Annotated in this window: 15 protein-coding genes, 1 tRNA gene and 2 rRNA genes (1 of these 18 cut by a window edge); 4 read left to right on the top strand and 14 right to left on the bottom strand. The window is 56.9% G+C overall.

The window, feature by feature from the left end; genetic code table 11:
• Positions 1-28: 28 nt before the first annotated feature.
• The 6 genes from ACO6TI_RS05655 to ACO6TI_RS05630 form a co-directional block, all read right to left on the bottom strand.
• Complete coding sequence (locus ACO6TI_RS05655) at positions 29-1204, bottom strand: CaiB/BaiF CoA transferase family protein (RefSeq protein WP_422385297.1); 1176 nt, start codon at positions 1202-1204, stop codon at positions 29-31.
• Positions 1205-1230: 26 nt separating this feature from the next.
• Positions 1231-2007 (bottom strand): enoyl-CoA hydratase, encoded by a 777-nt coding sequence (locus ACO6TI_RS05650; protein WP_422384510.1) that lies wholly within the window; start codon positions 2005-2007, stop codon positions 1231-1233.
• A complete protein-coding gene (locus ACO6TI_RS05645; RefSeq protein WP_104704745.1) occupies positions 2004-3284 on the bottom strand; it encodes a TRAP transporter large permease in 1281 nt (426 codons plus the stop codon). Before ACO6TI_RS05645 ends, ACO6TI_RS05650 begins: the two co-directional genes overlap by 4 nt.
• Positions 3284-3850, bottom strand: a complete 567-nt coding sequence (locus ACO6TI_RS05640) for a TRAP transporter small permease (protein WP_235808903.1) — start codon at positions 3848-3850, stop codon at positions 3284-3286. Before ACO6TI_RS05640 ends, ACO6TI_RS05645 begins: the two co-directional genes overlap by 1 nt.
• Before the next feature lie 102 nt (positions 3851-3952).
• The gene (locus ACO6TI_RS05635; RefSeq protein WP_055120879.1) at positions 3953-4933 is read right to left on the bottom strand and encodes a TRAP transporter substrate-binding protein; all 981 of its coding nucleotides are present in this window, start codon (positions 4931-4933) and stop codon (positions 3953-3955) included.
• Between the two features lie 35 nt (positions 4934-4968).
• Positions 4969-6147, bottom strand: coding sequence for a pyridoxal-phosphate-dependent aminotransferase family protein (locus ACO6TI_RS05630; protein WP_422384509.1), 1179 nt, complete (start codon positions 6145-6147; stop codon positions 4969-4971).
• Between the two features lie 167 nt (positions 6148-6314).
• Here ACO6TI_RS05630 and ACO6TI_RS05625 point away from each other — a divergent pair, with 167 nt between their 5' ends.
• A complete protein-coding gene (locus tag ACO6TI_RS05625; RefSeq protein ID WP_422385296.1) occupies positions 6315-9176 on the top strand; it encodes an FAD-binding and (Fe-S)-binding domain-containing protein in 2862 nt (953 codons plus the stop codon).
• The gene (locus ACO6TI_RS05620) at positions 9169-9858 is read left to right on the top strand and encodes a GntR family transcriptional regulator (protein WP_422384508.1); all 690 of its coding nucleotides are present in this window, start codon (positions 9169-9171) and stop codon (positions 9856-9858) included. Before ACO6TI_RS05625 ends, ACO6TI_RS05620 begins: the two co-directional genes overlap by 8 nt.
• A gap of 93 nt (positions 9859-9951) precedes the next feature.
• Here the strand turns inward: ACO6TI_RS05620 and ACO6TI_RS05615 are convergent, their stop codons facing one another.
• The 5 genes from ACO6TI_RS05615 to ACO6TI_RS05595 form a co-directional block, all read right to left on the bottom strand.
• Positions 9952-11037 (bottom strand): Ldh family oxidoreductase, encoded by a 1086-nt coding sequence (locus ACO6TI_RS05615; RefSeq protein WP_055120872.1) that lies wholly within the window; start codon positions 11035-11037, stop codon positions 9952-9954.
• On the bottom strand, positions 11021-11887 hold the full coding sequence (locus ACO6TI_RS05610) for an ABC transporter permease (RefSeq protein ID WP_055120870.1): 867 nt from the start codon (positions 11885-11887) through the stop codon (positions 11021-11023). The genes ACO6TI_RS05615 and ACO6TI_RS05610 overlap by 17 nt, the downstream gene beginning before the upstream one ends.
• The gene (locus ACO6TI_RS05605; protein WP_055120868.1) at positions 11884-12693 is read right to left on the bottom strand and encodes an ABC transporter ATP-binding protein; all 810 of its coding nucleotides are present in this window, start codon (positions 12691-12693) and stop codon (positions 11884-11886) included. Before ACO6TI_RS05605 ends, ACO6TI_RS05610 begins: the two co-directional genes overlap by 4 nt.
• Positions 12690-13715 (bottom strand): ABC transporter substrate-binding protein, encoded by a 1026-nt coding sequence (locus tag ACO6TI_RS05600; RefSeq protein WP_196896767.1) that lies wholly within the window; start codon positions 13713-13715, stop codon positions 12690-12692. The genes ACO6TI_RS05605 and ACO6TI_RS05600 overlap by 4 nt, the downstream gene beginning before the upstream one ends.
• A 66-nt stretch (positions 13716-13781) precedes the next feature.
• Positions 13782-14708, bottom strand: coding sequence for a fumarylacetoacetate hydrolase family protein (locus ACO6TI_RS05595; protein WP_055120865.1), 927 nt, complete (start codon positions 14706-14708; stop codon positions 13782-13784).
• Between the two features lie 136 nt (positions 14709-14844).
• On the opposite strand from ACO6TI_RS05595, the gene ACO6TI_RS05590 reads away from it, so the two are divergent.
• Positions 14845-15525, top strand: a complete 681-nt coding sequence (locus ACO6TI_RS05590) for a FadR/GntR family transcriptional regulator (protein WP_422384507.1) — start codon at positions 14845-14847, stop codon at positions 15523-15525.
• 150 nt (positions 15526-15675) lie between these two features.
• Positions 15676-16359: a fumarylacetoacetate hydrolase family protein gene (locus tag ACO6TI_RS05585; protein ID WP_055120861.1), complete on the top strand. Its 684-nt coding sequence runs from the start codon at positions 15676-15678 to the stop codon at positions 16357-16359.
• 650 nt (positions 16360-17009) lie between these two features.
• On the opposite strand, the gene ACO6TI_RS05580 is transcribed toward ACO6TI_RS05585, so the two are convergent.
• The 3 genes from ACO6TI_RS05580 to ACO6TI_RS05570 all read right to left on the bottom strand — a co-directional run.
• A tRNA-Met gene (locus tag ACO6TI_RS05580) sits at positions 17010-17086 on the bottom strand.
• Positions 17087-17441: 355 nt separating this feature from the next.
• Positions 17442-17556: ribosomal RNA gene (rrf, locus tag ACO6TI_RS05575) — 5S ribosomal RNA — on the bottom strand.
• Positions 17557-17815: 259 nt separating this feature from the next.
• Positions 17816-20198: ribosomal RNA gene (locus tag ACO6TI_RS05570) — 23S ribosomal RNA — on the bottom strand (it continues 339 nt past the right edge of the window).

Here is a 20198-nt window from a genome sequence, read left to right as displayed (position 1 = left end):
TACGTCTACGCCTTGGCCTATTAGGAGACTATGCGGCTATGACCGCCCCGCTTGCCATCAGGCTCGCGACAGTTTCCTGATCATACCCAAGCTGTTGCAACACCTCTCGGCTATGTTGTCCCAACACCGGCGCGGCTCTGGCAACTTTGGCAGGTGTTTTGCTGAATTTGACCGGGTGTCCAACGGTTTTAACATCGCCAGCGATGGGGTGATTTGTCTCCACGATCATATCACGTGCAACCGCCTGAGGGTCCTCGTGCATCTCCAGAATGCCCAGGACCGGACCGGCTGGAAGCGCCGCGGCTTCCATCTTGGCCAACCAGTTGGCGGTCGTGTCCCGCTGAAGTTTCTCATTCAGGATTTCGACGAGCGCAGGCAGGTTTTGCATCCGCGACTGGTTCGACGCAAATCTCGGATCGGCATCAAGCTCAGGCGTATCGATGACATCCAGCAAACGGAGCCAGTTGCTCTGGTTCGCGGCGCCAACATTGATCCAGCCGTCGCTGGTTGCGAACGCCTGGTAAGGTGCGTTGAGCGGATGCGCTGAGCCAAGCGGTTGTGGATTTTCACCTGTAGAAAAAGCAATCGCCGATTGCCAGTATGTTTGCACAATCGCGGCCTCAAACAGCGACGTGTCAACTTTTTGCCCCCGGCCGGTCTTCAACGCATTTGCGTATGCCGCACTCACACCCATGGCCGCCAGAATACCGGCATTGATGTCTGAAATCGGTGCAGCCACTTTGACCGGCGGACGCCCCGGTCCCTCGCCGGTGATCGACATCAGACCGGCCATGCCCTGGGCTATCAAATCAAAACCGCCACGCTCAGCGTACGGACCGGTACGCCCAAACCCGGAGATTTCGCAATAGATCAGGCGCGGGTTGACTGCCGCCAGATCCTCATAGCCGAGACCCAGCCGTTCCATTGTGCCAAGGCGATAATTTTCTATCACGACATCCGCATCTGAAAGGAGCTTGTGCAATATGTCTCGCGCCGACGGGTCCTTGAGGTTCAGTGCTATTCCCCGCTTGTTGCGGTTCATCATCATATATGCGGCGGATTCACCTTCAATCTCGGGTGGGACGAACCGGCGAGAATCATCGCCTTGCGGCTTTTCCACCTTAATGACATCCGCGCCCATGTCCGCCAGCATCAAGCCGCACACCGGACCTGCCATGATATGCGCAAGCTCGATGACCTTCATACCGGTCAAGGGTCCGGTTGCGGCCGTCACTTTCCGGTCCAATCCGGTTTGGATTTGCTCAGAAATGCATCGATACCGATGTGGAAATCATCGCTGGTGTAACACATCGCGATCAGGTCGTCGTCTTCAACTGCAATCGCGGCTCGCCGGCGACGCATGGCCTCTTTTGTGGAGCGCAAGGTCAGGGGCGCCATGGTGCCGACCAACTGTGCCAGTTCCTTGGCACGCTCCATAAGTGCCGCCTCATCCGGCAGAACCTCACTCACCAGGCCAATCGCCCGGGCTTCTTCAGCCAGGATCAGCCGCGCAGTGAAAATGATTTCGCGGACGCGGCCTGCTCCCATCAGATCCGACAGGCGGGCAAGGTTATCGCTGGCAAGGCAGTTTCCCAAGGTACGTGCGATGGGAAACCCGAACTTGAGGCTGGCGGAGGTGATACGCAGATCACACGCCGCCGCAATCGCGGCCCCGCCGCCTGTGCAAGCTCCATTGATCGCTGCGATCGTTGGTACCGGACAACGTTCAAGGTCGTCCAGCACCTGTGCGATCCGGGCTTCGTATTCCAGCGCGTCCTGCGCAGTCTTGAAGTCGCGAAACTGGCTCATATCGGTGCCGGCCGCGAACGCCTTTCCGCCGTTACCGGAAATAACGATGGCCCTGATCGATCCATTGGTTGGCAGCGATGTGCAGAGATTTGCGAGCGCGTCGTACATCGCAAATGTCAGCGCGTTGCGCGTCTCCGGGCGGTTGAACGCCACCCACATGACACCGTCATTCAGGTGTTGGGTAAGTTCTTCGGTCATCGGTAGAAGTACTCGACGAGGAACATCGGCACCGTTGGCACGTAAGTGCAGAGCATCAGCACTGCCAACAGAACCGCGACAAACCAGATGTTGACCTTGGACACTGCCCAAATATTCGCCCGCGCCACTGAGCAGGACGTGATCAGAACGGAAGCGACCGGCGGTGTCTGTTGGCCAATTGCCAGGTTCAGGGTGACGACGAGACCAAAATGCACGGGATCAATGCCCGCGGCGGAGATCAGCGGGATCACAATCGGGACAACCAGAATGATCGCGGCCGCCGAGTGCAGAAAGAACCCGATGATCAGGAAAAAGAAGTTCAGGATCAGCAAGATCGCCCATTGCTGAGCGGTGACGGACAAGATCGCTTCCGCCAGTTGCTGAGGGATCTGCGCACGGGTCAAGAAACCGCCCATAAGAACCGATGCGGCAACCAAAAGCATGACCACGGCGGTTTGTATGCCGCCGTCGAGCATCGCTCGGCGCAAATGTGCCAAGTTCAGGTTGCGATACCAGGCAGAGACAACAAGTGCAGCAAGCACGGCCAACCCTGCGGCTTCGGTTGCGGTGACAAATCCGCCGAATATCCCGCCCAGGATGATCACAGGCAACGCAAAAGCGGGCAGAGCGTCCTTGAACGTCTCGCGTACGCGCGGCAGGTTGAATGCCTCTTCCACCGGATAGTCATAGCGTTTCGCGAAAGCATAGGCGACGCCCATCAACCCGGCAGCGCCCAGGAGCCCCGGCACAACGCCGGCCACAAACAATTGCTCGACTGAGGTATTGGCTGAGGCTGCATAAAGGATCATGGGGATCGATGGCGGGATGATAATCGCCAGAGAGGCCGAGGACGACGTGACGGCGGCGGAAAACTCCTTTGAGTAGCCGCGCTTTTTCATCTGCGGGATCAGAATCGAGCCCATTGCAGCGACGTCCGCTACAGCCGATCCCGAGATCTCCGCGAAGAACAGCGACACGCCAATATTGACCATCGCCAGACCACCGCGGATGAAGCCTATGATGGCGGACACGAAATTGATCAGCCGATCCGTGATCCCGCCCGCGTTCATAATGGCACCTGCCAGCACAAACATCGGAATCGCGATCAACGAAAACTTGGTGGATCCGTCATACATGTCCAGGGCAATCGTGACCAAACTGCCTGTGCCCTCGACCGCCAGGAGGCCGATCACGCCACACATGGCCAGCGCAACTGCAATTGGCACATTAATGCAGATCATCGCCAGCAGTGCGCAGAAGATCGCAGCCATCAACATCAGTTACGATCCTTGTTCTTGATCATCTCGGCCTCAACCTCTTCCTCGATCTCCGCGTGTTCCAGCGAAACGCCGGCAGCGGTGACTTTCCAGTAGTTCGGCAGGCTGAGAAGCTGGCACAGGATGAACAGGATCGCGCCAATCGGGATAATCGACTGGGTGAATTGAACCGGAACCCAGGTCAGTGAGATCAGCGTGTCGCCTTCGAGAACTTCGAGAACCTGAAGCCCGGCTCGCGCCATCAGCACAAAGAAGATCAACACGATTGCCTCGCCCGCCAGCAGGGCCGCCAGACGCGCCTTGACCGGCATCGCCAGAAGCACCGTATCAAACCCGATGTGACGACGGTGAAGCGCAGCGAGCGCCGAGCCGTAGTAGGTTATCCAGGCGAGCATGATCGCGGCGACTTCGTCATACCACGAAAAACTCTGGCCCGAGAGACGCGCAATCACCGCCGAAATCACGACGAAGGTCAGAAGCACCATCAGCGAGATCGTGATCCATTCAAGCACTTTGCCGAGGATCGTGACAATCCGAGGTAGGAGTGAGATTGAGAGCTGGTTCACTTCGCGCCTTGTCTTCTTGCAGGAGCCAAAGGGAGGCTCACGCGGATCTGTATAGCCACAAGAATGAAAGGGCAGCGGATTGCCCGCTGCCCGATACAAGCGTCAGTTTGAGTTCGCCAGGCCCAGAACCTGGTCAATCATGTCTTGCCCGCCTTCGACCTCGTCGGCGAATGCCTTGTAGATCGGTGCGGATGCCTCGACGAACGCATCCTTGTTCGCCTCATTCACCTCGACACCGGCAGCCTTGATCACGTCCAGCAATTCGGTTTCGAGCTGTGCCGCTTTTTCGTAGGTGAAGTCCTGCGTGGACGCCGCACAAGCGGTCAACCCGGCCTGCACATCCTCCGGCAGTTTCGCAAATCCCTTCTGCGAAGCGAGGATGTAGGCAGGCGTGTAAACATGGCCGGTAATTGACAGGTATTTCTGGACTTCCTGGAATTTTGCGGATGCAATCTGCGCATAGGGGTTTTCCTGGCCGTCCATCACGCCGGTTTGCAACGCGGTAAACACGTCCGAGAATGCCATTGGCGTCGGGTTTGCGCCGTATTCCGTGAACATCTTGACACGCCACACACCGTTGGGAGTGCGAAGTTTGATGCCTTCTAGGTCACTCGGCACATTGATTGCCCGCGTGTTGTTGGTGATGTGGCGGAAGCCGTTCTCGGCCAGGCCAACGATGTGATATCCGCCACCGTTTGCAGCGGCCTGAAACTTGTCCATCATCGCGTCTTGAACGCGGCGCATGTGATCGCGGTCGCGGATGATGTAGGGCATCTCAAATATGCCGAACGTGTCATCGACCGAAGACATGACGGACGACGGAAGCGCGAAGTCGACCTGACCCAGCTTCAGCTTTTGCAGAAGCTCCTTGTCCTTGCCCAACTGCGAAGAGCCGAAGGTCTGAACCTCGACTTTGCCGCCCATCGACGAATTCACACATTCCGCGAAATTGTCGACGCTTGCTTCGAACAGTGAACCAGGATTGCCGACATGGCCAAACTTCAGCGTGATGTCGGCGGCAAAGGCACTGCTTGTTCCGCCAATCGCAGCGGCTGTTGCAATAAGAATTGCCTTGATGGTCATGTGTGTTTCCTCCCTTGGAAATGTGACTGTTTTCGTCACTCTGCCGCGATTTGCGTGTTCTCCAGCATCGCCATCGCAGCTCCGACTCCCCCTGCATTGTGGGGAATTCCGGCCTTTGTCAGACCCATTTCGACGCCCGCCAGTGTTGCGACCAACATGAGATCGTTGAAGTCACCAAGATGGCCGATGCGGAATACTTTATCGGCAACCTTCGACAGGCCGTTACCCAAAGAAATATCGTAGTGCTCCAAAGTCGTTGCCCTGAACCCATCTGCGCTGTGGCCTTCCGGGACCATGACAGCCGTCAGCACACCGCTCTCCTGTCCCTGCTTGTTGCAGAGAACTTCCAGCCCCCAGGTGCGGACGGCAGCACGTGCAGCTGTCCCGTGACGCGCATGTCGGGCAAAGACATTTTCCAGTCCTTCTTCGTGCAGCATGTCAATGGCGACGTTCAGCCCGTAAAGAAGGTTCGTGGCAGGCGTATACGGGAAGTATCCTGTTTTGTTCGGACCGACCATATCCGCCCAATCCCAATATGACCGCTTTAATGCGGCCGAAGCGTTCGCCGCCATGGCCTTGGCACTTACCGCGTTGAACGAAAGACCCGGCGGCAACATCAGTCCCTTTTGCGATCCGGAAACGGTGACATCAACGCCCCATTCATCGTGCTGATAGTCGAGCGACGCGAGTCCCGAGATCGTATCGACCATGAACAGTGCCGGATGTCCGGCGTTGTCGATTGCCTTGCGGACAGCAGAAATCGGCGAGACGGACCCCGTCGATGTCTCGTTGTGGACAACGCAGACGGCCTTGATCTCATGATTTCTGTCTTCAGCCAGATATGCCTCGATCTGGTCCGGATCGGCACCGCCGCGCCAGTCGCCTTCTATGAACTCAGGCTTCAAGCCCAGTTTCTCGGCAATCGTTTTCCACAACGTCGCAAAATGTCCGGTTTCAAACATCAGAACCCGGTCGCCTGGCGACAGCACATTGACCAGCGCCGCCTCCCAACCGCCGGTGCCCGACGATGGATAGATCACGACGTTCTGCTCGGTCTTGAAGATGGTTTTGATCCCTTCCAGCGCCTGCGCACCGACTTTGCCGAACGCCAGCCCCCTGTGGTCAATCACCTGACCGGAGATCGCGCTCAATATGCGATCCGGAACCGAACTGGGGCCGGGAATTTGCAGAAAATGACGACCAGCTTGTCTCATAAATCGAACCTTGTGGGACCTGCGTTTGAACGTGCGTCACAGAATGACATTGAAGTTGTGAATATGCAATTTTTAATTCATAATTCATTTTTAGATTACACGAACCAAGGATCCCGGCGTTGAACGACATTGCGCGTGAGCTTTCAAAAAGGGTGTCGGGCGATCTGATGTTCGATTCGTTCTCGCGCGGTCGCTATGCGACGGACGCATCGATTTATCAGATGATGCCGGTGGGCGTGCTGACACCCAGATCAGAAGACGACATTCTCGCGGCGATTGACTGCGCGCGCGATCAAGGCATGCCGATCCTTCCCCGCGGCGGCGGCACATCACAGTGCGGACAGACCGTCAACGAAGCGCTGGTTTTGGACAACTCTGAGCATTTCAACGAAATTCTCGAACTTGACGTCGCAAACAAACGCTGTGTCGTGCGCCCAGGCATCGTGCTCGATGAACTGAACCGAGTGCTCAAACCGCATGGACTTTGGTTCCCGGTCGATGTCTCCACAGCGTCGCGCGCAACAATTGGCGGGATGACGGGAAACAACTCCTGCGGTGGGAAATCCATCCGGTACGGCATGATGCGGGACAATGTCCTGTCGATCGACGCGATCCTGGCCGATGGCAGCAAACACAGGTTTGGGGCGGGTCTTACCGAGCAGAACACGGCTTACAACACGCTTTGCCACGATCTTGCGGCGATCGGCCAGAGGGAATCGGCTGAGATCGCTGCCCGGTTCCCCAATGTCATGCGCCGCGTGGGTGGCTACAACATCGACGCGCTGACCTCTGGACTGGACGCCCAGAACCTCGCTCATCTTCTTGTTGGCTCGGAAGGCACGCTTGCCTACACAACCGCGATCGAGCTGAAACTCTCCCCGCTTCAGGATGGCAAAGCCCTGGGTGTGTGTCACTTCCCGACCTTCCATCAGGCAATGGACGCGGCGCAGCATCTGGTGACACTTGATCCCGAGGGCGTTGAGTTGGTCGATCATACGATGATCGCGCTGGCTCGCGACATTCCGCTTTTTGCCAGGACAATCGAAAATTTTGTGACCGGCACGCCAGAGGCTTTGCTGCTGGTGGAATTCACGCGAGCCAACGGGGTGCAAAAGTTAAAAGATCTCGAGCAGATGATGGGCGATCTCGGGTTTTCCTGGACCGGGACCGGCAAGGCCTGGGGCGGTGTCACCGCGGTGACGGATGCAGGCCTGCAGGGACAGATCGCTGAACTGCGCAAATCTGGCCTCAACATAATGATGTCCATGAAGACCGCGGGAAAGCCCGTATCGTTTGTAGAGGATTGCGCGGTTGAACTGCCTGACCTTGCCGCCTACACGGCTGGGCTCACGGAGATTTTTGAACGCCACGGCACCACAGGTACATGGTACGCACATGCGTCGGTCGGATGTCTGCACGTGCGCCCGGTGTTGAACCTGAAGCTGGACAATGACGTCGCCACAATGCGCGCGATTGCCGAAGAGTGTTTTGATCTTGTTGCCCGCTACAAGGGGTCGCATTCAGGTGAGCATGGTGACGGCATCGTCCGCTCGGAATTTCATGAAAAGATGTTTGGCTCCCGCATGGTCGCAACCTTTGAGGAGGTGAAAGACCGTTTCGATCCGACCGGCGTGTTTAACCCCGGCAAGATCGTCAATGCGCCAAAGATGGATGACCGTCGCCTGTTTCGCTATGGACCGGAATACCGGGTCTCGCACCTGAAAACCGAACTGGATTGGTCCGATTGGTCCGGCCAAGACGGCGGATTTCAGGGTGCGGTTGAAATGTGCAACAACAACGGCGCCTGCCGCAAACTGAGAGGCGGCGTCATGTGTCCCTCGTTTCGAGTGACGCGCAAGGAAAAGGACCTGACCCGCGGCCGCGCCAACACCCTCCGCCTTGCGATTTCCGGACAGCTTGGGCCCGACGCACTGGTATCGGAAGAGATGGCAGATGCGATGAAGCTTTGTGTGTCCTGCAAGGGCTGCAAGCGCGAGTGCCCGACCGGCGTGGATATGGCGCGGATGAAGATTGAGGTGCTGTCTGCGCGCGCAAAAAAGCATGGCTCCAGCCTTCATGATCGCCTCATCGGCTACTTGCCGCGATATGCGCCCTGGGCGGCAAAAATGCCTTTTCTCTTGAACCTGCGGGACAAGGTACCGGGTTTGGCCATGGCAACCGAACGCTTGACGGGTTTTACAGCAAAACGCCCCTTGCCCAGATGGGCCGCGAAGCCGTTCAAGGATACCGAGGTCAGCGCGACCTCCGCACCGGACGCGGTTCTGTTCGTCGACAGTTTCAACCGCTATTTCGAGCCCGAAAACCTGCGCGCGGCAGTCAGAGTTCTGAACGCCACGGGCGGATCCCTTGATGTGGCAAGGCCTGCCAACCAGGGCCGTGCATTATGTTGCGGTCGCACATTCTTGTCGGTCGGATTGGTGGATCAGGCACGGCAAGAGGCAAAACGGCTTATCGATGCCCTGATGCCTTATGCGGAACTTGACATTCCCATTGTCGGGCTGGAACCAAGCTGCCTGTTGACCCTTCGCGACGAAATACCTGCGCTTTTACCTGGCGAAGATAGCGAAAAGATCGCTAAACTGGCACGGATGTTCGAGGAATTCATTGCCGATCAGGGGGACAATCCGCACTTCATCTCGCGCCTTGAATCTCCGGCGCCCGAGGTGATACTGCACGGGCACTGCCATCAGAAAGCAATGGGAGTTATGCCCGCAATCGAAAAAATGCTGGCACTGTTGCCGGGTACCAATGTAACCAAGATCGACAGCAGTTGCTGTGGTATGGCCGGTGCATTCGGCTATGGTGTGGACACATATGACACGTCGATAAAGATGGCCGAACTGGACGTTCTTCCCGCTGCGCGCGCCGCATCTGGCGATGCAATTGTCGTGGCAGATGGCACGTCCTGTCGCCACCAAATAGCGGACAACACCGATTGCAATCCGATGCACATGGCCCAACTTCTCGACTTGGCACTGAAACCGGACAACACGGTGCAAAATGACTGATTTATCCGCAAACATGGTCATCGAGCGAAGATCGCTTCACCTTGAACTGGTGGAACGTCTGCGTCCCCTGATCATCGAAAGCGAAATTGCCCCGGGCAAGAAAGTTCCCGAAAAGGCCCTTTGTGAACAATTCAGCGTCTCGCGGACGCCAATGCGCGAGGCATTGAAGGTCTTGGCCGCGGAAGGTTTGGTCCGATTGGAACCAAATCGCGGCGCATGGGTCACCTTGATCACCATAGAAGAGGTTGAAGAGGTCTTTCCGGTGCTTGCCGTTCTTGAGGGCCTGTCGGGTGAGCTGGCCTGCGCAAAGGTCACTGACGAGGAAATAGCCGGGATCCGCTCGCTTCACGACGCAATGATAAAAAGCTATCGCGACAGGGACCTGGCCACGTATTTCAAACTTAACCAAGACATCCATCTTGGCATACTTACTGCTGCAAGAAACGAAACCCTGGCCAACTCCAGCATGGCATTGTCAGCACGTATGCAGCGCGCACGATATGCGGCCAACATGTCTGACGAGCGCTGGAGCGAAGCCGTGGACGAACACAATGAAATCATGAGAGCGCTGGAAGCGCGCGACGGCAAGATGCTGGCATCAATCCTGAGCGTTCACATGAAAAACAAGCAAAATTCAGTGCTGCGCTGGTTGAAGAACGCGGCCGACCATGAAGCCGACTAGGGAACAGGTCCGGGTGTGCTTTCGACGTGGCTCTGTCTGAACGACCTCACCGGCATCGCTTCTCGCAAGCAAGTGTTCCCCGCAGCCGCGTTGTCAGCCTTTTGCGGGTTCGTCCGGAAACGGAGCAGGGAGCCCGCAATCAGCTGCAAGCACATTCAGGTCACGCCGCAGAGCAGGGTTCAGAACAAGGCCGCTTGACCGGCGGGCATCAGCCGCCGCGGTCTTGCCGTCTCCTGGCAAGCGGACAGGGTCGTGACCCGGAAGCGGGTCGGAGGCGCGCATCTCGTCAAAGACCCGACTGGCGGAACCCGCAAAATCGTCCCCAATTCCGAAGGCAGCGGGATCAAGTGCCATGACAAACATCCCGGTATTTGTCGAAGAGCTCGTGTCATTCGTGAAGTCGACCACATCCGAGCCGAAGGCAGCCCCGTTGAGCACACCGGCCATGAGCCCAATTGCAATCGACAAACCAAATCCCTTTGGGCCGCCGATCGGCAGGAGGAAGCCCTCTGATTTCCGGGCTGGATCCGTGAGCGGTTTGCCGTCCCGTCCAACCATCCAGCCTTCCGGCATCTCCTTGCCCTGCTGCAGCAGCGTCTTGATCTTTCCCATCGCTGCAACGGTTGTGGCCATATCGAATACGAATGGATCGGCACCGGCTGCAGGTGCCGAGAACGCGATCGGGTTGGTCCCAAGCAGCAGGTCGGTTCCCCCATATGGAGGAACGTGGTTCGCGCTTCCTACTGCAGCCGCCATGCCAAGCAGACCGGCCTCGGCCTGCGTGCGCACATAAAGCGCCAAGGGCCCGGCATGATTGCCGCGGCGGACACCAACCCAGCCAATACCGGCGGCGCGCGCCTTTTCGATGGCAAGATCGCGCGCAGCGGACATGGCAAGATGGCCGAGCCCGTCGTCCCCGTCGATCACCCCCGTTGCAATTGTTTCCTGCGCCACAGTCACAGACGGCGTCGGGTTGCAGCCGCCACCGTCCAAACGCGCCAGGTATTGCCGCAGGCGAAAAACACCATGCGTGCCATACCCAAAGATGTCCGCCTCAACCATGAGCGTGGCGACTGTGACGGCATCATCATGCGGGACGCCCTTCGACTGCAGCGCAGCCGAAACGAAATCACGCAGGGTTTGCACCGGTATGGCGGATTCTTCAGTTGTCGTGTGCACCTACGGATTCCTTCTGCCAGAAGACGATCCTGCGCTGTGTCCATTGCACGATCAGGTACAGTGCAAGCCCGACGAGGCTCAGATACAGGATCAGCGAGAATACCCGGGGCGTGTTGAGCTGGGATGCAGCGACCCGGATCAGTTCGCCAAAGCCCTTGCCGCCGCCCAGGAATTCGCCCGTGATCGCGCCGGCCATAACGCCGACGGCGCCGATCTTAAGCCCTGTGAAGATCTGCGGCAGCCCGGTGGGAAGCTTCATCTTGATCAACGTCTGCATCCGGCTCGCACCCATGGTCTTGAAGAGCATGCGAGCATTCTCATCAGCCGAGTGAAGACCTGCGGCCGTTCCCACCACGATCGGGAAGGTGGCGATAAACGCCGCCAGAGCCACTTTGGATTCGATGCCGAAGCCCAGCCAGGCAACAAAGAGGGGCGCAAAAGCAACCTTCGGCATGGTGTCGATGGCTACCAGGTAAGGCATGACAGCTTTTTCCCCGAAGACTGTTTCGCCGACGAGTACACCAAGCGAGAAGCCGAGTGTGATGGCCAGGGCGAATCCGTAGATCACCTCTTTGACTGTGATCCAAAGAGAAACAAGCATATAGCCGCCGCTAAGAAGATTGTTTCCGACAAAGATCATGTCGTCGAAGGTTTCCCACGGCGTGGGCAAAATGATCGGCGAAACGAGTTCCAGGCGTGTTACCAGATCCCACGTGCCGATGAAAACCACGAACACAAATGTCATGGCGATCCAACGGGGCACGGAATCGATGAATGCAACTTCCTGAACCCAGACGGTATCGTCCGCTGCTTCGGCCTCTAGCCGCTGATTGGTGGGCGCATCAGTCACATGTCTTCTCCCTTGTCCAACATGCTGCGAATATGATCCACGATTTCGCCAAATCTCGGTGTCGTCATCATATCAAGCGTGCGCGGCCGGGGCAGATCAACGTGGACGATCTCCGCAATTCGGCCAGGGCGGGGTTTCATTACGACGATCTCATCCGACAGTATCACCGCCTCCTGAATGGAATGCGTGACCAGAAAGGCCGTCGCGTCCTGCTCACGGCAAATTCTCTGCAATTCCATGTTCATCATGTCGCGAGACAGCTCGTCCAGCGCGCTGAACGGTTCGTCCAAAAGCAGAACTGCCGGTTCGGTAATCAGCATCCGGCAGATCGACGCGCGCTGCGCCATGCCGCCGGACAGTTCATTGGGATAAACGTTCTCGAACCCTTTCAGCCCGACAATGTCGAGCAGGTCATGCGCCTTTTCCCTCGCCTGCTTGGCGGCCGCTTTCCCGTCACGGATCTCGATCGGCAGCACGATGTTCTCGACCGCAGTCTTCCAGGGGAAGAGCGTGGCTTGCTGGAACATCATTCCGATGTCGCGCCGCGGACCGGTGACAGGCTTGTCCTGAAGGATGACACGGCCTTTCGTGGGTGGAATGAGCCCCGCCATGATCTTCAACAGGGTCGATTTCCCGCAGCCGCTTGATCCGATAACCGACGTGAAGCTCCCGTGGCGCAAGGTGAGGTCCACGTTCTCCAGCGCGATCACCGCATTGCGCGCGTACGTCTTGCTGACATTGGTCAACTCATAAACCGGCGCTTCAGATGAAGCGCCGGAGTAGTCATTTGCCAATGAGGCGTTCATTTTCCGACGCCTGCACTTCCGAGCTCTGCGAACTCATTGGTCCAGATCACGCTCAGATCATCGAGAGGTCCTGGGATTTCACCGCCAGCGACGAGAGCATCCTGCCATTCTTCCCAGACTGCCGCCGGATACCAGCCAAGATGCGGGCTGTCGCCAGCAGCAATTGTCTTGGAACGAACCGCATCGAACAGTGCAGCCTGGAACTCCTTGTCTTCACCTTCCTGCGGATTGCCTGCGGCAAGGTGGGCAAGAACTGCATCGCGATTGGCGTCGTCCAGTGCAAAGGCATGGCCCTTGGCAAAGGCACGGCTCCATGCTTCAACAAGCTCACGGTCGTTGGCGATCGTATCGGCCATGGTGGCAATGCCGTTGCCGAAGAACCGGCCGAACTCGGCGGGTGTGATGTCACGCACCTTCATGCCGCGCTGGTTGAGAACCGCTGTATCTGCGGTGGACGCAGAATAGGCGTCAATTTCTCCGTTCAGGAACGCCGCGGTTGCCGGGCCACCGTCACCGACCGTGAGGAACTCAAAGTCAGTGCCTTCGACCATTCCAGCCCCGGTCAGCACGTTGCGGGCAAAGCCCACCTCAGCACCGTCCGCTGTACCGGTCCCGATAACCTTGCCGCGCAGGTCCTCGATCTTCTGAAAATCGGAGCCTTCTTGAACTGCGATTCCAAAATTGCTCCGTGCAGCCACGTTGTAGATATGTGTGGCATCCACACCGCGTGAACGCGCTGCGATAAGCGGGCCGGGGCCCGGACGGCCGAACTGCGCTTGACCTGCAGACAACGCCTGCAAAACCGCACCCGAACCATTGATGGCTTCGACCGTAACGTTCAAGCCCTCGTCTTCGAAAAACCCTTCGCCTATGGCGACAAAGACCGGAAACGAGTTGATGGCTGACGGGCTCGGCTGCACGAAAGTAATTTCTTGCAAGTCTTGCGCAAACGTAACCTTTCCAAACAATCCGGCTGCCAGCGCTGCCGTCAGTAAAGATGTTAATGTTCTGCGGTTCATCATACGCTTATTCCTCCCTTCGCGTTCTTTCCAATCCCCCTCGTCCTATCGACGTCTTCGGAAGATCGCTTATACGGCACGCACCGAGTTCGTGAGCGTGCCGATCCCTGAAATGTTGCAAACGACGGTGTCGCCATCCTTCAGGAAACTTGGTGGGTCCATGGCGTATCCCACGCCCGACGGCGTACCGGTCGCGATGATGTCACCGGGCTCCAACGTCATGCCCTCCGACAACGAGGCGATAAGTGTCTCGATATCGAAAATCATGTCCGCGGTGTTGCCGTTCTGCCGGATCTCACCATTTACGGTCAGCGAAATCGGCAAAGCATGCGGATCATCAATGGCGTCCGCGGTCACAATCCAAGGACCCATGGGGCAAGAGCCGTCAAAGGCCTTTCCCTTGAAATTCTGCCCGCCATGGCGGCGCTGTACGTCGCGGGCGGAGATGTCATTCAAAATAGTGTAGCCGAAGACGTGTTTCATTGCGTCCGCCTTGGCGATATTGCGCCCCGGCGTGCCGATAATCACGGCCAGTTCAACTTCGTAGTCAGTTTGCTTTGAGACGTTCGGAAAGGTCAGCACATCGCCGCCCGGGCCTACGATGGACGTCGGCGGTTTGGTGAAGAAAACCGGATACTCGGTTACGCCGACCTGCTGCTTTTGCGCCCGGTCCCCCTCGGTGATGTGTTCAGCATAGTTGCGCCCGACACATAGAACGTTCTTGCGAATGACGGGAATTGGCGCCAGCAGATCTGCCCCCTCGGGCAGAATCGCCGCGTCAAGGAGACCCGCTTCAGCGTCGTCCACAAGGTTGCGTGCGGTATCGAGCGTCTCCGGCGATCCGGCAATCAGAAGGAGCATTGAATTTGCCTTCAATGCCTCGGCAGCAGGGCCCGTCAGGTGGTGCGCGGCTTTGGACAGGTTCAAAAGCCGGTCGTCTTTCAGAACGGCCGCACAGATATTCTCTCCACCTGATGACACTGTGGCTAGACGCACGTCATTTTCCTCCCGATACCGTCTTTTTTTGCGGCAGAGTGTCGCGATGTTTCGCGATCTCTTGCTAACCTTGCTGACAAGAGTTGATTGACTCTCGCTCTAATTCAATCAACCAATCAGCAAATTGGGTGGCGACATGAACGAGACAGCCGAACTATCACAAAGACTGCGTGACCTGATCGATAGTGCCGGATATCGGTTGAACGACCGCATTTTGCCCGAGCGCGAACTGTGCAAACGTTTGGACACGACACGCAACCAACTGCGTAAAGCTCTTGCCGACCTCGAGGCGCAGGGGTTGATCTGGCGGCATGTCGGACGCGGCACATTCGTCGGCTCGCGGCCCGTCCTGAACCTTCAGGATGTCACCTACCTCCGCGACCAGATAAAGCCCGAACAGGTGATCACGGTCCGCTACAGCATTGAGCCTGAACTGGCGCGGCTCGCTGCAAAGAACGCGAGCAAATCTGATTGTAAACAAATGAAAATTTGCGCTGAGAAGTGCCGCGAAGCCAAGGACTGGCGCGCCTACGAAGCGTGGGACAACAAGTTGCACCACGCTATCGCGCGAAGCACACGCAATCAGCTTTACCTGTACTTTTTCGAGACGCTGAACTCGGTGCGCCGCTCAATTGTCTGGGGTCAACCGCGTGATACCCGCAAGCCCGTGCCCGGCTATACAAGCTTTGTCGAACACGATGCGATCGTGCGGGCGATCTCGTCCGGAAACGGTGAACTGGCCATGCAAATGATGCAGCAACACCTGCGCTCGGTTTATTCGCGGATGATGCCAGAAGTCGTTTTGGGTGAGAGTTAAGTCCCAACCGATTCAATAATTGGTTGACCAAAACTCATTGCCAACGAGTTTATTTTTTGTGCATTCGGTCCAAGTCATAAAGCGAGCGGTCCTAAGTCGGTATCGCGAGTCTGCGGGCCCAACTACAACTGACCGCAAGCGAGGAAAGCGATGTCTGAGCATGTAATCGAGACACCAAAGGTACACGTCATTCCCACCAGCGACGGAGGGTCTTTTCCCGTCCGTCGTGTCTACTGCATTGGCCGGAATTTTGCGGCACATGCTGTCGAAATGGGACACGATCCCAATCGCGAACCTCCCTTCTTTTTTCAAAAGAACCCAAACAATCTGGACGCTTCCGGGGAATTTCCCTACCCACCGCACACATCTGACGTACACCACGAGGTCGAACTCCTGGTTGGCCTGAAGAGTGGAGGTACCAACATCGCCCTGTCAGATGCTCTCGACCACGTCTGGGGCTACGGTGTGTCGCTGGACATGACGCGCAGGGACTTGCAGGGTGAAATGAAGAAGATGGGACGCCCCTGGGAAATCGGCAAAGCATTCGAGCGGTCCGGACCAGTGGGTCCATTGCATCCGGTCTCCGATGTTGGCCACCCGGATCAGGGCCGGATTGAACTAACAGTCAACGGCGACTTGCGACAAGAAGGTGATCTGAACCAGATGATCTGGAAGGTGCCGGAGATGATCTCCTATCTCTCGGAATACTTCGAACTCGCGGCGGGAGATGTGATCATGGCCGGGACTCCTTCGGGCGTAAATGCCGTGGAGCCAGGTGACACGATGGAAGCGAGCATCGAATCCGTCGGAACCCTGTCCGTCAAGGTCGTCTGAAGCCAGGAGCGAGGCCGGCTCGGGCGGCTTGGCCTTACTCAAAACAACTAATCGCTGGATGATTTCACTCTCGTTCATCTTGAAGAGCACACATCAGATCCGACCTGGGCCAACCGGGAAATCTTGGCAGACATACACGCTGTTGTTCTTAGAGCATCCGATGATGCTTTTCGGTATTTGTAGCTTGCCTCGGGATGGGTCGCGTCAAAGCTGGTGCAGGGATTGGGTCTTGCCGGGTTGGCTGATCCTCCCCCTTTGAAGAGGTCAGCCGTTAGGTTTAGGGAAACAAAGGGTCAGGGTGCGCGGTTTGTTGTAGGTTAGAACGAAAAAAAGCCCGTCCGATTTCTCGGCGGGCTTTAATTGTTTGCGGGATCGGGATTTTGCTTTCGCGTTGCGCTTTGGGTCTAGGCGCTTGTCGTGAACCTGGCCTTTTGGTCGCGTTTTGCAAGGTCCGGGTCCTTGTCGGGTGCAACAAAAAAGCCCGTCCGATTTCTCGGCAGGCTTTATTTGTTTGCGGGATCAGGATTTGGTGTTTTTTTGCCCTTCTGCGTCGGTCTTTGCCCTCCTTGATGGGGCCCGGAGAGGTTCTCGCCTGTATCCACTGTCCAGATACGCCAAAGACCGCCCTGTTGGACGGCCTTTGGCGTATTTGGTTGCGGGAGCAGGATTTGAACCTGCGACCTTCAGGTTATGAGCCTGACGAGCTACCGGACTGCTCCATCCCGCGTTATTTTTGTGTGCTCGGGAACCGAAGTTTCCGGCGAGGGCTTTGTTTGCCCGGTCATTTTTGTTTAGCGCGTCCTCGATCCTTTCGGATCTGCGGGCGTCGCGTGGGCTGCTCCATCTGGGGCATGCCCTGGAATTTTGTTGCCTTGGATGCTGCGCTGTTAAGGGACAAGAGTTCCGAAGCGCAGCGAAGGCAAGCGCAAGTGCGCGCCGGCCACTTTTGGCCGCCCCAAAAAACCTGGATTTGGGAGGCCAGGGCGAAGCCCGATGCGGCCGTGAGCGCTATGTTGAAGAGATGCGCGCTCAAGCAGCCGATAGGCGGTAGCGCACTAAAAATGTCAAACTGCGTTTTGCAGGCCTGGCGACGACCTACTCTCCCACACCTTAAGATGCAGTACCATTGGCGCTGGGGAGTTTCACGGCCGAGTTCGGGATGGGATCGGGTGGGGGCTCCCCGCTGAGGCCACCAGGCCGGCGAAGCGCAGTTTGCTTTTCCCTCACGGCCGCACCGCGCTTTTCAAGCGCTGGCCTGCGGGAGCGCGCCCTGACCGGGCGGCGGCCGCTTGGCCTTGCGAAGCTTGCGCTTCGAACTGTGTTTCCACGAGGGGTAAAACTGGTCTTGGTTTGATCATTTCAAACGCACTCAAGTAGCCGCTAGGCGGTAGTGCACTTAAAATGATCGTTTCAAAGCGCCTTTGGCGCTTTTAAAAGATGAGCATTGACTAATGAGAGGATCAAGCCAAACGAGCTATTAGTAAAGCTAAGCTTCATGCGTTGCCACACTTCCACACGCTTCCTATCGACGTGGTGGTCTTCCACGGCTCTTCAGGGAGAACTGGTTTTGAGGTGGGTTTCCCGCTTAGATGCTTTCAGCGGTTATCCCTTCCGTACATAGCTACCCTGCAATGCGGCTGGCGCCACAACAGGTCCACCAGAGGTACGTCCATCCCGGTCCTCTCGTACTAGGGACAGATCCTCTCAATTCTCCTACACCCACGGCAGATAGGGACCGAACTGTCTCGCGACGTTCTGAACCCAACTCACGTACCACTTTAATTGGCGAACAGCCAAACCCTTGGGACCTGCTCCAGCCCCAGGATGTGATGAGTCGACATCGAGGTGCCAAACAATGCCGTCGATATGGACTCTTGGGCATCATCAGCCTGTTATCCCCGGCGTACCTTTTATCCGTTGAGCGATGGCCCTTCCACGAGGGACCACCGGATCACTATGGCCGACTTTCGTCTCTGCTCGACTTGTCAGTCTCGCAGTCAGGCAGGCTTATGCCATTGCACTCAACGAGCGATTTCCGACCGCTCTGAGCCCACCTTCGCGCGCCTCCGTTACCATTTGGGAGGCGACCGCCCCAGTCAACTACCCGCCACACACGGTCCCGGATATTGTTGTACCGCGGTTAGATATCCATGACGACAAGGGTGGTATTTCAAGGGTGACTCCACCTCAGCTGGCGCCAAGGCTTCAACGTCTACCACCTATCCTACACATGTCGTGACGAATACCAGTGTGAAGCTGTAGTAAAGGTGCACGGGGTCTTTCCGTCTGACCGCAGGAACCCCGCATCTTCACGGGGAATTCAATTTCACTGAGTCTATGCTGGAGACAGCGGGGAAGTCGTTACGCCATTCGTGCAGGTCGGAACTTACCCGACAAGGAATTTCGCTACCTTAGGACCGTTATAGTTACGGCCGCCGTTTACTGGGGCTTCAATTCGGTGCTTGCACACCTCCTCTTAACCTTCCAGCACCGGGCAGGCGTCAGACCCTATACGTCGCCTTGCGGCTTCGCAGAGCCCTGTGTTTTTGATAAACAGTCGCCACCCCCTGGTCTGTGCCACCCCAATCCGGTTGCCCGGACCGAGGTCTCCCTTCTCGCGAACTTACGGGAGCATTTTGCCGAGTTCCTTCAGCATAGTTCTCTCAAGCGCCTTGGTATTCTCTACCAGTCCACCTGTGTCGGTTTCGGGTACGGTTTATAAAGTGGAGCTATTTCCTGGAACACATTCGCTGCACCCCCAATCCAATAAGGAGATACAACACACTGCATCCGTCACTACCACCAAGCTGCAGAATATTAACTGCATTCCCATCGACTACGCCTTTCGGCCTCGCCTTAGGGGCCGGCTAACCCTGCGCCGATTAGCGTTGCGCAGGAACCCTTGGACTTTCGGCGAGCGGGTCTCTCACCCGCTTTATCGTTACTCATGTCAGCATTCGCACTTCTGATATCTCCAGGACCCCTCACAGGTATCCCTTCGCAGACTTACAGAACGCTCCGCTACCGCGCATCATAAGATGCACCCGCAGTTTCGGTGTATGGCTTGAGCCCCGGTACATTTTCGGCGCGGGACCCCTTATTTAGACCAGTGAGCTGTTACGCTTTCTTTAAATGATGGCTGCTTCTAAGCCAACATCCTGGTTGTTTTGGGAGTCCTACATCCTTTCCCACTTAGCCATAACTTAGGGACCTTAACTGGCGGTCAGGGTTGTTTCCCTCTCCACAATGGACGTTAGCACCCACTGTGTGTCTGCCGGATAGTACTTCTCGGTATTCGGAGTTTGGTTAGGATCAGTAAGGCGGTAAGCCCCCATAGCCCATCCAGTGCTCTACCCCCGAGAGTATTCATCCGACGCTCTACCTAAATAGATTTCGCGGAGAACCAGCTATTTCCGAGTTTGATTGGCCTTTCACCCCTAGCCACAGCTCATCCCCGACTTTTTCAACAGGCGTGGGTTCGGTCCTCCAGTGCGTGTTACCGCACCTTCAACCTGGCCATGGCTAGATCACTCGGTTTCGGGTCTAATCCAACGAACTAAAACGCCCTGTTCAGACTCGCTTTCGCTACGCCTACACCTATCGGCTTAAGCTTGCTCGTTAAATTAAGTCGCTGACCCATTATACAAAAGGTACGCTGTCAGGCTTGCGCCCTCCAACTGTTTGTAGGCATCCGGTTTCAGGATCTGTTTCACTCCCCTCGTCGGGGTGCTTTTCACCTTTCCCTCACGGTACTTGTTCGCTATCGGTCGACAAGGAGTACTTAGGCTTGGAGGGTGGTCCCCCCATGTTCAGACAGGATTTCACGTGTCCCGCCCTAC

The organism is Roseibium album (assembly GCF_965233825.1).
GTDB lineage: Bacteria > Pseudomonadota > Alphaproteobacteria > Rhizobiales > Stappiaceae > Roseibium > Roseibium album.
This window is presented reverse-complemented; position numbering and strand designations above follow the sequence as displayed.

Excerpts from the sequence above, each read along its gene's own strand:
- ACO6TI_RS05590 (WP_422384507.1), top strand. The coding sequence starts at position 14,845 with ATGAACGAGACAGCCGAACTATCACAAAGACTGCGTGACCTGATCGAT.
- ACO6TI_RS05600 (WP_196896767.1), bottom strand. The coding sequence starts at position 13,715 with ATGATGAACCGCAGAACATTAACATCTTTACTGACGGCAGCGCTGGCA.
- ACO6TI_RS05635 (WP_055120879.1), bottom strand. The coding sequence starts at position 4,933 with ATGACCATCAAGGCAATTCTTATTGCAACAGCCGCTGCGATTGGCGGA.
- ACO6TI_RS05625 (WP_422385296.1), top strand. The coding sequence starts at position 6,315 with ATGTTCGATTCGTTCTCGCGCGGTCGCTATGCGACGGACGCATCGATT.
- ACO6TI_RS05585 (WP_055120861.1), top strand. The coding sequence starts at position 15,676 with ATGTCTGAGCATGTAATCGAGACACCAAAGGTACACGTCATTCCCACC.
- ACO6TI_RS05650 (WP_422384510.1), bottom strand. The coding sequence starts at position 2,007 with ATGACCGAAGAACTTACCCAACACCTGAATGACGGTGTCATGTGGGTG.
- ACO6TI_RS05645 (WP_104704745.1), bottom strand. The coding sequence starts at position 3,284 with ATGTTGATGGCTGCGATCTTCTGCGCACTGCTGGCGATGATCTGCATT.
- ACO6TI_RS05630 (WP_422384509.1), bottom strand. The coding sequence starts at position 6,147 with ATGAGACAAGCTGGTCGTCATTTTCTGCAAATTCCCGGCCCCAGTTCG.
- ACO6TI_RS05620 (WP_422384508.1), top strand. The coding sequence starts at position 9,169 with ATGACTGATTTATCCGCAAACATGGTCATCGAGCGAAGATCGCTTCAC.
- ACO6TI_RS05655 (WP_422385297.1), bottom strand. The coding sequence starts at position 1,204 with ATGAAGGTCATCGAGCTTGCGCATATCATGGCAGGTCCGGTGTGCGGC.
- ACO6TI_RS05605 (WP_055120868.1), bottom strand. The coding sequence starts at position 12,693 with ATGAACGCCTCATTGGCAAATGACTACTCCGGCGCTTCATCTGAAGCG.